The sequence below is a fragment of the Aestuariivirga sp. genome (assembly GCF_046294715.1).
Lineage (GTDB): Bacteria > Pseudomonadota > Alphaproteobacteria > Rhizobiales > Aestuariivirgaceae > Aestuariivirga.
This window is the reverse complement of record NZ_JBKBKI010000024.1, coordinates 46,696-58,467: the sequence shown is the minus strand read 5'-3', so window position 1 is coordinate 58,467 and position 11,772 is coordinate 46,696. Positions and strand designations below refer to the sequence as shown.

Annotated in this window: 15 protein-coding genes and 1 other RNA gene; 7 read left to right on the top strand and 9 right to left on the bottom strand. The window is 66.5% G+C overall.

What is annotated here, in order from left to right; all coding sequences use genetic code 11:
• From ACK4HL_RS15070 to ACK4HL_RS15060, 3 genes are all read left to right on the top strand, one after another.
• On the top strand, positions 1 to 353 hold a 353-nt coding region (locus tag ACK4HL_RS15070; protein WP_409761769.1), incomplete at its 5' end, for an alpha/beta hydrolase.
• A gap of 102 nt (positions 354 to 455) precedes the next feature.
• A complete protein-coding gene (locus ACK4HL_RS15065; protein WP_409761767.1) occupies positions 456 to 593 on the top strand; it encodes a hypothetical protein in 138 nt (45 codons plus the stop codon).
• Positions 594 to 910: 317 nt separating this feature from the next.
• The gene (locus tag ACK4HL_RS15060) at positions 911 to 2,062 is read left to right on the top strand and encodes a DNA recombination protein RmuC (protein ID WP_409761765.1); all 1,152 of its coding nucleotides are present in this window, start codon (positions 911 to 913) and stop codon (positions 2,060 to 2,062) included.
• Between the two features lie 17 nt (positions 2,063 to 2,079).
• Here the strand turns inward: ACK4HL_RS15060 and recR are convergent, their stop codons facing one another.
• The 4 genes from recR to ffs all read right to left on the bottom strand — a co-directional run bounded on the left by recR (position 2,080) and on the right by ffs (position 4,833).
• Complete coding sequence (recR, locus tag ACK4HL_RS15055; RefSeq protein ID WP_409761763.1) at positions 2,080 to 2,685, bottom strand: recombination mediator RecR; 606 nt, start codon at positions 2,683 to 2,685, stop codon at positions 2,080 to 2,082.
• Positions 2,685 to 3,008: a YbaB/EbfC family nucleoid-associated protein gene (locus tag ACK4HL_RS15050; RefSeq protein WP_409761761.1), complete on the bottom strand. Its 324-nt coding sequence runs from the start codon at positions 3,006 to 3,008 to the stop codon at positions 2,685 to 2,687. The genes recR and ACK4HL_RS15050 overlap by 1 nt, the downstream gene beginning before the upstream one ends.
• Positions 2,992 to 4,707, bottom strand: coding sequence for a DNA polymerase III subunit gamma/tau (locus ACK4HL_RS15045; RefSeq protein ID WP_409761759.1), 1,716 nt, complete (start codon positions 4,705 to 4,707; stop codon positions 2,992 to 2,994). Before ACK4HL_RS15045 ends, ACK4HL_RS15050 begins: the two co-directional genes overlap by 17 nt.
• Positions 4,708 to 4,736: 29 nt before the next feature.
• Positions 4,737 to 4,833: signal recognition particle sRNA small type (gene ffs, locus ACK4HL_RS15040), an RNA gene on the bottom strand.
• 127 nt (positions 4,834 to 4,960) lie between these two features.
• On the opposite strand from ffs, the gene ACK4HL_RS15035 reads away from it, so the two are divergent.
• Genes ACK4HL_RS15035 through truA form a run of 4 tightly spaced genes read left to right on the top strand, consistent with a single transcriptional unit; the run spans position 4,961 to position 7,592 of the window.
• Complete coding sequence (locus ACK4HL_RS15035) at positions 4,961 to 5,362, top strand: BA14K family protein (RefSeq protein WP_409761757.1); 402 nt, start codon at positions 4,961 to 4,963, stop codon at positions 5,360 to 5,362.
• 48 nt (positions 5,363 to 5,410) lie between these two features.
• A complete protein-coding gene (gene def, locus ACK4HL_RS15030) occupies positions 5,411 to 5,929 on the top strand; it encodes a peptide deformylase (RefSeq protein ID WP_409761755.1) in 519 nt (172 codons plus the stop codon).
• The gene (fmt, locus tag ACK4HL_RS15025) at positions 5,929 to 6,840 is read left to right on the top strand and encodes a methionyl-tRNA formyltransferase (protein ID WP_409761753.1); all 912 of its coding nucleotides are present in this window, start codon (positions 5,929 to 5,931) and stop codon (positions 6,838 to 6,840) included. The genes def and fmt overlap by 1 nt, the downstream gene beginning before the upstream one ends.
• Positions 6,840 to 7,592, top strand: a complete 753-nt coding sequence (gene truA / locus ACK4HL_RS15020; RefSeq protein ID WP_409761751.1) for a tRNA pseudouridine(38-40) synthase TruA — start codon at positions 6,840 to 6,842, stop codon at positions 7,590 to 7,592. Before fmt ends, truA begins: the two co-directional genes overlap by 1 nt.
• Here the strand turns inward: truA and dapE are convergent.
• From dapE to argB, 5 genes are all read right to left on the bottom strand, one after another.
• A complete protein-coding gene (dapE, locus tag ACK4HL_RS15015; RefSeq protein WP_409761749.1) occupies positions 7,571 to 8,743 on the bottom strand; it encodes a succinyl-diaminopimelate desuccinylase in 1,173 nt (390 codons plus the stop codon). The genes truA and dapE overlap by 22 nt on opposite strands.
• 68 nt (positions 8,744 to 8,811) lie before the next feature.
• Positions 8,812 to 9,210 carry a DUF805 domain-containing protein gene (locus tag ACK4HL_RS15010; RefSeq protein WP_409761747.1) on the bottom strand — a complete coding sequence of 133 codons (399 nt, stop codon included), beginning with the start codon at positions 9,208 to 9,210 and terminating at the stop codon, positions 8,812 to 8,814.
• 50 nt (positions 9,211 to 9,260) lie between these two features.
• Positions 9,261 to 10,097: a 2,3,4,5-tetrahydropyridine-2,6-dicarboxylate N-succinyltransferase gene (dapD, locus tag ACK4HL_RS15005; protein WP_409761745.1), complete on the bottom strand. Its 837-nt coding sequence runs from the start codon at positions 10,095 to 10,097 to the stop codon at positions 9,261 to 9,263.
• A 52-nt stretch (positions 10,098 to 10,149) separates the two neighbouring features.
• Complete coding sequence (locus tag ACK4HL_RS15000) at positions 10,150 to 10,848, bottom strand: pyrimidine 5'-nucleotidase (RefSeq protein WP_409761743.1); 699 nt, start codon at positions 10,846 to 10,848, stop codon at positions 10,150 to 10,152.
• Positions 10,845 to 11,744 (bottom strand): acetylglutamate kinase, encoded by a 900-nt coding sequence (gene argB / locus ACK4HL_RS14995; protein ID WP_409761741.1) that lies wholly within the window; start codon positions 11,742 to 11,744, stop codon positions 10,845 to 10,847. Before argB ends, ACK4HL_RS15000 begins: the two co-directional genes overlap by 4 nt.
• Positions 11,745 to 11,772: the final 28 nt, after the last annotated feature.

Below are 11,772 nucleotides of genomic sequence, written 5' to 3'. Positions count from 1 at the left end.
TCCCCACCCTCTCGTGGCTCCCCGACGAGAAGCGGGTCAGCGATTTCGGCTCGGACCGCTTCGCCCTCGCCTTCGCGCGCATCGAGTGCCACTATTTCGTCAACGGCGGATTTTTCTCGCAGGACGGGCAGCTCATCGCCGAGGCGCACCGGCTGCGGGGCATTCCCGGCATCATCATCCAGGGCCGCTACGACGTGGTGACGCCCGCCCGCACCGCCTGGGACCTGCACAGGGCGTGGCCCGAGGCGGAGTTCGTGATGGTGCCTGACGCCGGGCATACCGCCACCGAGCCGGGCACGGCAGAGCAGCTGGTGAAGGCCACCGAAACGTTCCGCCATGCGGTGCACGCATAGCTGAAGCGGTGGCAGGGCCGGTATCCGGCTGCAATCCGTTCACGATTCGACACCATATGTGCCTCACCAGAATGCATGTCTTTCGCAACACCGAGGCAACACATGATCATGTTTTCCGCCATGCGCGACTTCGCCGACGGGCTCACCCGCGGCCTGTCGCTTTTCCTCACCGAGCGGCAGAACAGTGCCGAGCGCGCTCTGGCACCTGCCGCCGCACGGCCGCCTCAGCGGAAGCCGTGAGCCTTCGTTCACCCGCCGACACTTGGGCGGAGAAATCTCTTTCGGGCCTTGAATCCGCCATCGCGATTCCGTGTTCGGGCCGCGATCAGGCGGCAAGTTGAGGGTCACAGGGCGGGGGCGCGGCGGCGAGTGCAATTTTCCGGAACGTCCGGAACCTTTCCGAACCAGCCGCGTTGATCCCTGCCACGTAGAATCGGTTTGGCCCGCATGGCTCCTGTCGCCGTCCCGAGTCGTGAAGGCCATAGGCCCGTTCGTACCCTGCCGGTACGAACGGGCCACTTACTTTCAGGAAGGCGAATCGGTCTAGGCTCGAGGCCATGGACCTCGACCAGACCCTCCTTGAGATCGGCGGCGCGCCAGTCACTCCGTATCATCTCTTCTCGGTTGCATGTCTCTTTTCCCTCCTCCTGCTGGTGGCAGCAGTCATCTTCGCCTGGCGGGCGCAGGCGGGGCGGCGGGAAGAGCATCTGGCGGCCGAGCGGCGCAGGGCTGAACTCGAATATCGGATTGCCGAACTCTCCGGCGCCCTGAAGAGTCTGGCCGAGCAATCCCACGGCAGCCAGATGCAGCTCGTCTCGGCGCTGGACGAACGTCTCGACCAGGTCTCGCAGCGTCTCGGCCTCAACCTCACCGACCAAACGGAGCGCACCGGCCAATCGTTGGCGCAGCTCCACGAACGCCTCGCCGTGATCGACGCGGCGCAGAAGAACATCATGTCCCTGTCGAGCGAGATGCTGGGGCTGAAGGAGATCCTCTCCAACAAGCAGGCACGCGGCGCCTTCGGCCAGGCCCGCATGGAAGCGATCATCCGCGACGGGCTGCATGCCGGTGCCTATGCCTTCCAGGGAACCCTGAGCAACGGCACGAGGCCGGACTGCCTGGTTTCGCTTCCCGATTCGCCACTGAGGCTGGTCATCGACGCCAAGTTCCCGCTCGAGGCCTTCAACGCGCTCAAGGCGGCCAAGGGCGAGGCCGACATCCGCAACGCCGAGGCCCGCCTCAAGGCCGACGTGCTGAAGCATGTCCGGGACATCGCAGAGAAATACCTGATCGGCGGCGAGACGCATGAGACCGCCATCATGTTCGTGCCTTCGGAGTCGGTCTATGCCGAGCTCTACGAGAAATTCGAGGACGTGATCCAGAAGGCGCACCGGGCGCGCGTCATCATCGCCTCGCCCAACGTGCTGATGCTGCTGGTGCAGACGCTGCAGGCGATCTTCAAGGACGTGCGCATGCGCGAGCAGGCGGGCCTCATCAAGGCGGAGGTGACGCGGCTTCTCGAGGACGTGGCACGGCTGAAGGAGCGGGTCGGCGATCTCCAGAAGCATTTCGGCGCCGCCGCGGGCGATCTCGAGAAGCTCGCCGTCTCGGCGGAGAAGATCACGCGGCGGGGGCTGAAGATCGAAAGCCTGGAACTCGAAGAGCCTGCGATCGAACTCGCACGCCCGAAGCTGATGGAGCAGGGCTGAGAACGTTCGAGGGAAAGCTAGAGCGGGCGCCTCGCGCGGATGGCCTGGGTGAGGGTGCCCTCGTCGAGATAATCGAGTTCGCCGCCCACCGGAACCCCGTGGGCAAGCCGGGACGCGGGGATGTTGAGCGTCTTCAGGCGCTCGGTGATGTAGTGCGCGGTGGTCTGACCCTCGACCGTGGCGTTGAGCGCGATCACCACTTCCTTCACCTCGCCTCCTCCGGCGCGCTCGACGAGCGAGCCGATGGCGAGGTCCTCGGGCCTCACGCCCTCGATCGCCGAGAGCGTGCCGCCCAGCACATGATAGAGGCCGTTCCAGGCGCCCGCACGCTCGAGCGCCCAGAGATCGCCCACCTCCTCCACGACGCAGAGCGCCGTGCGGTCACGCCTCGGATCGGTGCAGAGGGTGCAGGGATCCACCGTATCCACGTTTCCACATTCGGAGCACATGGTGACCTTCTCCTGCGCCTCGGCCATGGCGGAGGCCATGGGCACCAGCAGGCGCTCGCGGTTCTTGATGAGGTAGAGGGCCGCGCGCCGGGCCGAACGGGGCCCCAGCCCCGGCAGCTTCGCCAGGAGCTGGATGAGGCGCTCGATCTCGGGTCCGGTGGTGCGGCGCGACATCAGAACGGCAGCTTGAACCCGGGCGGCAGCGGCAGTCCGCCGGTCACGGATTTCATTTCCTCCGCCATCATCGCCTCCGATTTCGCCTTGGCGTCGGTGTGGGCGGCGACGATCAGGTCTTCCACGATGTCCTTCTCTTCGGGCCTCAGCAGCGAGGGATCGATCTCGAGGCGCGTCATGGCGCCCTTGCCGCTCAGCGTGACCTTGACGAGGCCGCCGCCCGACTGGCCGGTGACGGTCGCCTGCTCGAGCTTCGCCTGCATCTCGGCCATGCGGCTCTGCATGGCCTGGACCTGCTTCATCATGTCACCGAGGTTCTTCATCGCTCTCACTCACATTGGGGGCAAGGATGGTCTGGTCGGGTTCCTTCACGTCGACGATCTCGGCACCGGGAAAACGCTTCAGCACCGCCTGAACATCGGGGTGCTCGCGCGCCGTGATGAACAGGCTGTCGCGGCTTTCCTGGCGCTGACGGGCGATCGGCTTGGCGCCGCCCTCCTTCGCCACCATCACCATCCAGCGCATGCCGGTGAAGGCCTCGAGCTTGCGCGCGATCTCGCCCGGAAGGCCCGGATGGGCCTGCGGCTCGAGCGCCAGCTCGAACTGGCCCGGAGCCACGCGAATGGGGCGAACGAGGCTTTCGAGGTCGGACTTGAGCTTGATGTCGCGTTTCTCCGCGGCAAGCGCCAGGAGGTCCTGGAGGCTGGAGAAGGCGCGCGTTTCGGTCTGGGCGGGCGGTGCCGCGGCTGCCGGATGGGGTCTGACCGCCAGCGCCGCCTGCGTCTCGGCGGGCGCATCCGCGCCGGGGCGCAGCAATTCGCGGGCGCTCAAGGGCACCACGCGCTCGCCGGAGGGCTGCGCCTGCTTCGCGAGCTTCGCCAGCTCCTCGCCGCCCGGAAGATCGGCGGCGAAGGCAAGGCGGATCAGCACCATTTCGGCAGCGATCAGAGGATCGGAATGAAGCTCCGTCTCGCGGATGCCCTTCAGCAGCATGGACCAGGCGCGCGAAAGGTGCGCGATGCCGCATTTCCGGGCATGCTCGGCCCCTCGCGTCTTTTCCGCCTCGGTGCGGGAGGTGTCGGCGAGGGCTCCCTCCTTCACCACCTTGAGGCGCGTCACCCAGTGAACGTAATCGGCGAGATCGCCGAGGATCGTCGCCGGATCGCCGCCGGCCTGGTACTGCCGCTCGATCTCCTCGAGGGCGGATTTGGGATCGCCGGCCATCACCGCCTCGAACAGGTCGATGATGCGCGAGCGGTCCATCAGGCCCAGCATGGCGGCGACGTCCGCCGCCCTCACCCTGCCTTCGCCATAGGCGATGGCCTGGTCGAGGAGCGAGAGCCCGTCGCGCACCGAGCCTTCGGCGGCGCGCGCGATCATGGCCAAGGCATCGGACTCGGCCTCCACGCCCTCCTTTTCGGCGATCCGCGCGTAATGCGAGGCCAGAAGCGCCGCATCGAGCCGCTTCAGGTCGAAGCGCTGGCAGCGCGACAGGATGGTCACGGGAACCTTGTTGATCTCGGTCGTCGCGAAGATGAACTTCACATGCGGCGGCGGCTCTTCCAGCGTCTTGAGCAGCGCGTTGAAGGCGCTCTTCGAGAGCATGTGGACTTCGTCGATGATGTAGACCTTGTAGCGCGCCTGGACGGGCGCATAGCGCACGCTGTCGATGATCTCGCGCATGTTGTCGACGCCGGTGTTGGAGGCGGCGTCCATCTCGATCACGTCCATGTGGCGCGATTCGAGGATGGCCTCGCAGTGCGGGCCATAGTCCGGCATGTCGATCGTCGGCTTGTCGCCGTAGTTGAGCGCGCGGGCGATGAGGCGGGCGGTGGTGGTCTTGCCGACCCCGCGCACGCCCGTCAGCATGAAGCCTTGCGCGATGCGGCCGGAAGCGAAGGCGTTGGTGAGCGTTCGCACCATCGCCTCCTGGCCGATAAGGTCAGGGAAGGTGCGGGGGCGGTATTTCCGGGCTAGAACGCGATACCCTGTGGCGTTCGCGCCGCTCTGAGTCTCGTCCATCGGCGGGCTTCCGCGGGGTCGCTTATGAGGTGGGAGGCTGGACGGGCAACCCGTTCCGGTCTCGTTAGGGCTGCTTCCTTCCGGACCTGACCCGGTTGGCGAGCGGCACGTCCGCCGCCAACCTCCCGGCCGGTATATGGGGGGTAAAAAAACAAAAGGCAAGCGCCACGGCTTGCCAAGGGGCTGCCGGGGTAGCATTCTGCCGAAATCGATCTTTCCGCCCCCGAACGCCACTTTCGAGGAGTGTTTGACAATGTCCAGGACCGCCCTCCCCGTGCTCGCCGCGCTCGTGGCGCTGGCCGCGATGCCCATCGCCGCCGCCGCGGCAGACCTCGACCGTGACGGGCCGCGCGGCGCCATCAAGATCTGGAAGCCCTACGTGATCGAGAAGAACTGCGTGGAGGACTTCAACTACTGCCGGGTGCGGATGGACTACGCGCCCTTTCAGCACGCCACGCTGGCGAAGCCCGGGAGCTACTGGTACCAGAAGCCCTTCCAGCACTACCACTACTACGACCACCTGCACGACACCGTGTCCACCTCGCACGAGGCCTGGTGCAGCGAGCGCTACCGCACCTATGACCCGGCGAGCGACACCTACGTGGGCAAGGGCATGAAGCGCTACCGCTGCAACAGCCCCTTTGACGGGCGCTGACGCCCGGCTCGATTGACCGCCCGCGGCAGGTTGACTAAGTGACGGCGCATGTCGATCATCCCCATCGTAACCCTGCCTGACGAAAAGACGCTCCGCGAGGTCTCCAAACCCGTCGAAACCGTGGACGCCCAGGTGCGCAAGCTCTGGGACGACATGCTGGAGACCATGTATCACGCGCCGGGGATCGGGCTCGCCGCGATCCAGATCGGCGTGCCGCGGCGGCTCCTGGTGATCGACCTGTCCAAGGAGGACGAGGAGAAGCAGCCGCTCTTCGTGGCAAATCCCGAGATCACCTGGTCGAGCGAGATACAGAGCGACTATGAGGAAGGCTGCCTCTCGATTCCCGAGTACTACGAGATGGTGACGCGCCCCGCCGAGATCAGGCTGCGCTACCTCGACCGGCAGGGCGAACCGCGCGAGATGCATGCGACGGGCCTCATGGCCACCTGCCTCCAGCACGAGATCGACCACCTCAACGGCGTCCTCTTCATCGACCACATCTCCAGGCTGAAGCGCGACCGGGTGCTCAAGAAGTTCCAGAAGGCCCAGAAGCTCGGAAAGCTCTGATGCCCATGCGCCTCGTGTTCATGGGAACGCCGGATTTCGCGGCCGTGACGCTGAAGGCCCTGCTCGCCGCCGGGCACCAGATCGCCTGCGCCTATTCCCAGCCGCCGCGCCCCGCCGGCCGCGGCATGGCGGAGCGGCCCTCGCCCGTCCATGCGCTCGCGGTCTCGCAGGGGATCGAGGTGCGCACTCCCCTCTCCTTGAAGTCGCCCGGGGAGCAGGCGCGCTTTGCAGCCCTCGCGGCGGATGCGGCCGTGGTGGTCGCCTATGGGCTGATCCTGCCGAAGCCGGTGCTGGAGGCGCCGCGGCTCGGCTGCTTCAACGTCCATGCCTCGCTGTTGCCGCGCTGGCGGGGAGCGGCCCCGATCCAGCGGGCGATCATGGCGGGAGACAGGGAAACCGGCGTCACCATCATGCGCATGGAAGAAGGCCTCGACACGGGCCCGATGTGCAAGGTGGGGCGGCTGCCGATCACGCCGGCGAGCACGGCGCAGACGCTCCATGACGAACTCGCCGCCCTGGGTGCACGGCTGATGGTGGAAGCGCTGGCAGATCCGAAACTCGACTGCATGCCGCAGCCCGCCGAGGGCGTCACCTATGCCCGAAAGATCGACAAGGCCGAGGCGCACATCGATTTCACCAGGCCTGCGCACGCGGTGCGGAACCACATCCACGGGCTTTCGCCCTTTCCGGGCGCGTGGTTCGAGGTCAACGGCACCCGCCTCAAGGCGCTCCGCTGCGAGGTGACGGAGGGCGGCGGCGCGCCGGGGACGTTCATCGACTCCCGTCTCGCCATCGCCTGCGGCACGGGAGCGATCCGTCTCCTCAAGCTGCAGCGCGAGGGCAAGGGCGCGATGGAAGCCGACGAGTTCCTGCGGGGCTTCTCCGTCGCGCCCGGCGCCGAGGCCCGCTGATGCCGCGCTACAAGCTGACCATCGAATATGACGGCGCACCCTTCACCGGATGGCAATCGCAGGCGGGCGGCACCTCGGTGCAGGACGTGATCGAGCGCGCGGTGGCGGTGATCAACGGCGCGCCGTCCATGGTCTATGGCGCGGGCCGCACCGATGCCGGGGTTCACGCGCTGGCGCAGGCGGCGCATGTCGACCTCGCGAAGCCGTGGGATGCGTTCAAGCTCCGCAACGCGCTGAACGGCAACATGCGCCAGCATCCGGTGAGCGTGCTCGAGGCGGAAGAGGTGGGGGAGGATTTCCACGCCCGCTTCTCCGCCACGCGGCGCTACTATCTCTACCGCATCCTGAACCGGCGTGCGCCGCCGGCGCTCGACCGCGGCAAGGTGTGGTGGCTTCCCGTCGATCTCGATTCCGAGGCGATGCACGAGGCCGCCCAGCATCTCGTGGGCAAGCACGACTTCACCACCTTCCGCGCCGCCCAGTGCCAGGCCAGCACGCCCGTCAAGACGCTCGACCGGTTCGAGGTGGCCCGCTACGGCGAGCTGGTCGAGATCCGCGCCGACGCGCGATCCTTCCTGCACAACCAGGTGCGGTCCATGGTGGGTTCGCTCAGGCTCGTCGGCGAAGGCAAATGGCGCCCCCTCGACATGAAGCGCGCGCTGGAGGCGGCCGACCGCGCCGCCTGCGGGCCGGTGGCCCCGCCCGAGGGCCTCTACCTGCTGCGCGTCGGCTACAGTTCCGCCGAGAAGTAATCCGCGATGATCCGGCCATAGATGGCCTGCGTGGCGCGCAGCTCCTCGATCGCCATGCGCTCGTCCGTCTGGTGGATCGTGGCGTTGACGGGGCCGAATTCCAGGACCGGGCAATAGTCCTTGACGAAACGCGCATCCGAAGTGCCGCCGCTGGTGGAGAGCTTCGGGAGAATGCCCGTCTCGCGCTCGACCGCATCCTGAACGAGGCCAACGAAGCGGCCGGGCTCGGTGATGAAGGCATCGGCACCCTCGGTGGCCGAGACCGTCCAGGCGCCGCCCATCTCGGCGGTGATCTTCGCCACCTCGTCCTCGACCCAGCCCTTCAAGGAGGCGAAGCCGTGTTCGGTCGAGAAGCGGATGTTGAACTTCGCCGTGGCGCGGGAGGGGATGACGTTGCCCGCGGGATTGCCGACGTCGAAGGTGGTGACGGCAAGCGTGGAAGGATCGAAATGCTCGTTGCCATCGTCGAGCTTCGCCGCGGCGATGCGGTCGACGAAGCGGGCGAGCTTGGGGATCGGGTTGTCCGCCTTGTGCGGATAGGCGGCATGGCCCTGCTTTCCTTCGACCGTGACGGTGAAGCTCAGCGAACCGCGGCGGCCGATCTTGATCGTGTCGCCCAGCTTCTCCGCCGAACTCGGCTCGCCGACGATGCAGTGATCCGGCACATGGCCGTTCTCGCGCATCCACTGCAGCACCTTCGCCGTGCCGTTGATGGCGGGGCCTTCCTCGTCGCCGGTGATGAGAAAGGAGATCGAGCCCTTGAACTTGCGCGTGCCGCGAATGAAGTCGATCGCCGCGGCGGCGAAGGCCGCCACCGAGCCCTTCATGTCGCAGGCGCCGCGGCCATAGACGTAGCCGTTCGAGATCTCGGCCGCGAAGGGCGGATGGGTCCAGGCCTCGGCTATGCCTTCGGGAACGACGTCGGTATGGCCGGCGAAGCAGAGATGGGGCGCACCCGAGCCGATGCGGGCGAAGAGGTTCTCGACGTCGGGCGTGCCCTCCTCGCGGAAGACCAGCCGGTGGCAGACGAAGCCGTGTTGCGAGAGGAGATTCTCGAGATAGGTCAGCGCTCCGCCCTCGGCAGGCGTCACCGACCTGCAGCGGATCAGCTCCTGCAGGACCGGCACGGGATCGGTCGGGGTGTTCTTCATGCTGACAGTCTATCCGCAAATGAAAGGCCCGGCCACTCTCGGCCGGGCACGCTGCAATAGTTCCGCGTTCAGGCCTTGAGCGGGTCCGGGCCATACTGGTTTGGCCCGTCGGTTCCCCTGAGGAAGCCGAGTTCGATCAGCATCCACAGGCCGCCGATGACCGGAATGAGGCCGATCAGGGACCACCAGCCGGACTTGCCGCGGTCGTGCCAGCGCTTGGCGTAGAGAACGATCGCGGGATAGATCATGACGAGCGCGGCGATGATGCTGATGGCGCCATAACCTTCCTCGCTGGCCGTGCCCAGCATGACATCGAGCACGCCCGCGATGATGCTGATCACCACCATCACCAGCACGCCCATCCAGTAGCTCTGCCGGCCGATGCGGCCTTCGAGGCTGGTGAAGAGATATTTCCAGTCCATGTCGCTTTCCCCCTTGATGCGCCGCACGCCCCCCGCGCCGGCCATGCGGGGGCGATCATGGACCAACGGCAAGATTCGCGAAAGGGGAGGCCGGATCAGTCCCGCAGCAGTTCGTTGATCGAGGTCTTGGACCTCGTCTTCTCATCGACGCGCTTGACGATCACCGCGCAATAGAGCGAGGGGGCGGGGGAGCCGTCGGCATAGGGCTTCTGGGGCAGCGAGCCCGAGACGACGACCGAATAGGGCGGCACCTTGCCCATGTGCACCTTGCCGGTCTCGCGCTCGATGATCTTGGTGGACTGGCCGATGAACACGCCCATGGAGATCACCGAGCCCTCGCCCACCACGACGCCCTCGACGATTTCGGAGCGCGCGCCGATGAAGCAGTTGTCCTCGATGATGGTGGGGCCCGCCTGCATCGGCTCCAGCACGCCGCCGATGCCCACGCCGCCCGAGAGGTGCACGTTCTTGCCGATCTGGGCGCAGGAGCCCACCGTCACCCAGGTATCGACCATGGTGCCGGTGTCGACATAGGCGCCGAGATTGACGAAGGAGGGCATGAGGATGGCGCCCGGCGCGACATAGGCCGACTTGCGCACGACGCAGTTCGGCACGGCGCGGAAGCCCGCCGCGCGGAATTCCCTTTCGCTCCAGCCATCGAACTTGGAGGGAACCTTGTCCCACCAGCTGGACCCAGCGGGGCCGCCGGGGATCATCGCCATGTCGTTGAGCCGGAAGGAGAGCAGCACCGCCTTCTTCAGCCACTGGTTGACGTGCCACTCGCCGCCCTGCTTCTCGGCGACCCGCGCCTTGCCGGAATCGAGAAGGCCCAGTGCCGCGTTCACCGCGTCGCGCACCGGACCCCTGGTCTCGAGGTTGATCTTGTCGCGGCCCTCCCAGGCCTCTTCGATGGTGGTCTGAAGATCGCTCATTCTGCCCTCCCGTCTGGTCCGGCGCCCGCTTTCGCCAAAAAGCCGGGCCGGGTCAAGGCTGCGTTTGGAGACTCCTCGTGAGGCCCGCCAGGAATGCGGCGAGATCGTCCGTCACGTGGTGGATGTGCTGCTGGGCGGTGCCGCCGGTGGCGCGGTTCAGGTGTTCGGCGTCGCGGTTCTCGGGGCTCACCACGAGAACGGTGGTCATGCCGAGGGCATGCGGCGCCTCGAGGTTGCGCGCGATGTCCTCGAACATGGCGGAGGTCTCGGGCCGGATGCCGGTCTGCCGGACGAACTTGCGGTAAGGCTCCATCTCGGGCTTGGGGATGAAGTCCGAATGCACGATGTCGAAGATGTCGCCGAAATGATGCGTGATGCCGATGCGGTTCAGCACCTTCTCGGCATGGCCCACGGTGCCGTTGGTGAAGACGAGCTTGCGGCCGGGGAGCGCATGGAGCGCCGTGTCGAGTGCCGCGTTCAAGGGCACCGGCGAGTGGTCGATGTCGTGCACGTAGTCGAGGAAGGCGCCGGGCGTGATGCCGTGTTCCGTCATCAGGCCGCGGAGCGTGGTTCCATACTTGTAGAACATCTCCTTCTGGCGGCGCTTGGCCTCGGCGAGCTCGACGTTCAGCAGCCTCGAGACAAATTCCCCCATCTTGACGTCGATCTGGTCGAAGAGCCGGCAGGTGGCCGGGTAGAGCGTGTTGTCGAGGTCGAAGACCCAGGTGTCGACGTGGGAGAAGCCCCTCATGCCCCGGCCCTGGAGATGCGCGTTCCCACGCCATGGGGGGTCAGCAGTTCGAGCAGCACCGAATGCGGCACCCGGCCATCGAGGATGATGACGCCTTCGACGCCCGATTCGACCACCAGGGCGGCGCTCTCCACCTTGGGAATCATGCCGCCGGTGATGGTGCCGTTGGCGATGAGGCCCGGCACCTCCTCGATGCTGAGCTCGCTGATCAGGTTCTTGTCCTTGTCGAGCACGCCCGCGACGTCGGTCAGAAGCAGCAGGCGCTTGGCGCGCGTCGCCGTGGCGATGGCACCCGCCGCCGTGTCGGCATTGACGTTGAAGGTCTCGCCATTGCGGCCCACGCCGACGGGCGCGATCACCGGGATGGCGTCGCTCCGCATGATGGTCTCGAGGATCTCGGTGTTGACCTTCACCGGCTCGCCGACGAAGCCGAAATCGATCTCGACCGTCTTGCCGGTGTCGGGGTCCACCTTCGTCTTCGTGAGCTTCTCGGCGATCATCAGGTTGCCGTCCTTGCCGGAGATGCCCACCGCACGCCCGCCCGACTGCTGGATGGAGGCGACGATCGACTTGTTGATCGAGCCCGAGAGCACCATCTCGACCACCGACATGGTCGCCTCGTCAGTAACGCGCAAGCCCTCGCGGAATTCCGGCTCGACCTCGAGCTTGTCGAGCATGCGGTTGATCTGCGGGCCGCCGCCATGCACCACGATGGGGTTCAGCCCGCAGACCTTGAGCATGACCATGTCGCGCGCGAACTGCTGCGCCAGCTTCGGGTCCACCATGGCGTGGCCGCCATATTTCACCACGATGATCTGGTCGTCGTAGCGCTGCAGGAAGGGCAGCGCCTCGGAAAGGATTCGGGCCGTGGTGCCGAGTTCGTCCATGATAGTCATCCCTGCGAGATCAGCTGAAGCGCCATAC

Bases quoted from the DNA above. Each gene is read 5' to 3' on its own strand.
- ACK4HL_RS15065 (WP_409761767.1), top strand. From the start codon at position 456: ATGATCATGTTTTCCGCCATGCGCGACTTCGCCGACGGGCTCACCCGC.
- ACK4HL_RS15060 (WP_409761765.1), top strand. From the start codon at position 911: ATGGACCTCGACCAGACCCTCCTTGAGATCGGCGGCGCGCCAGTCACT.
- recR (WP_409761763.1), bottom strand. From the start codon at position 2,685: ATGTCGCGCCGCACCACCGGACCCGAGATCGAGCGCCTCATCCAGCTC.
- ACK4HL_RS15050 (WP_409761761.1), bottom strand. From the start codon at position 3,008: ATGAAGAACCTCGGTGACATGATGAAGCAGGTCCAGGCCATGCAGAGC.
- ACK4HL_RS15045 (WP_409761759.1), bottom strand. From the start codon at position 4,707: ATGGACGAGACTCAGAGCGGCGCGAACGCCACAGGGTATCGCGTTCTA.
- ACK4HL_RS15035 (WP_409761757.1), top strand. From the start codon at position 4,961: ATGTCCAGGACCGCCCTCCCCGTGCTCGCCGCGCTCGTGGCGCTGGCC.
- def (WP_409761755.1), top strand. From the start codon at position 5,411: ATGTCGATCATCCCCATCGTAACCCTGCCTGACGAAAAGACGCTCCGC.
- fmt (WP_409761753.1), top strand. From the start codon at position 5,929: ATGCCCATGCGCCTCGTGTTCATGGGAACGCCGGATTTCGCGGCCGTG.
- truA (WP_409761751.1), top strand. From the start codon at position 6,840: ATGCCGCGCTACAAGCTGACCATCGAATATGACGGCGCACCCTTCACC.
- dapE (WP_409761749.1), bottom strand. From the start codon at position 8,743: ATGAAGAACACCCCGACCGATCCCGTGCCGGTCCTGCAGGAGCTGATC.
- ACK4HL_RS15010 (WP_409761747.1), bottom strand. From the start codon at position 9,210: ATGGCCGGCGCGGGGGGCGTGCGGCGCATCAAGGGGGAAAGCGACATG.
- dapD (WP_409761745.1), bottom strand. From the start codon at position 10,097: ATGAGCGATCTTCAGACCACCATCGAAGAGGCCTGGGAGGGCCGCGAC.
- ACK4HL_RS15000 (WP_409761743.1), bottom strand. From the start codon at position 10,848: ATGAGGGGCTTCTCCCACGTCGACACCTGGGTCTTCGACCTCGACAAC.
- argB (WP_409761741.1), bottom strand. From the start codon at position 11,744: ATGACTATCATGGACGAACTCGGCACCACGGCCCGAATCCTTTCCGAG.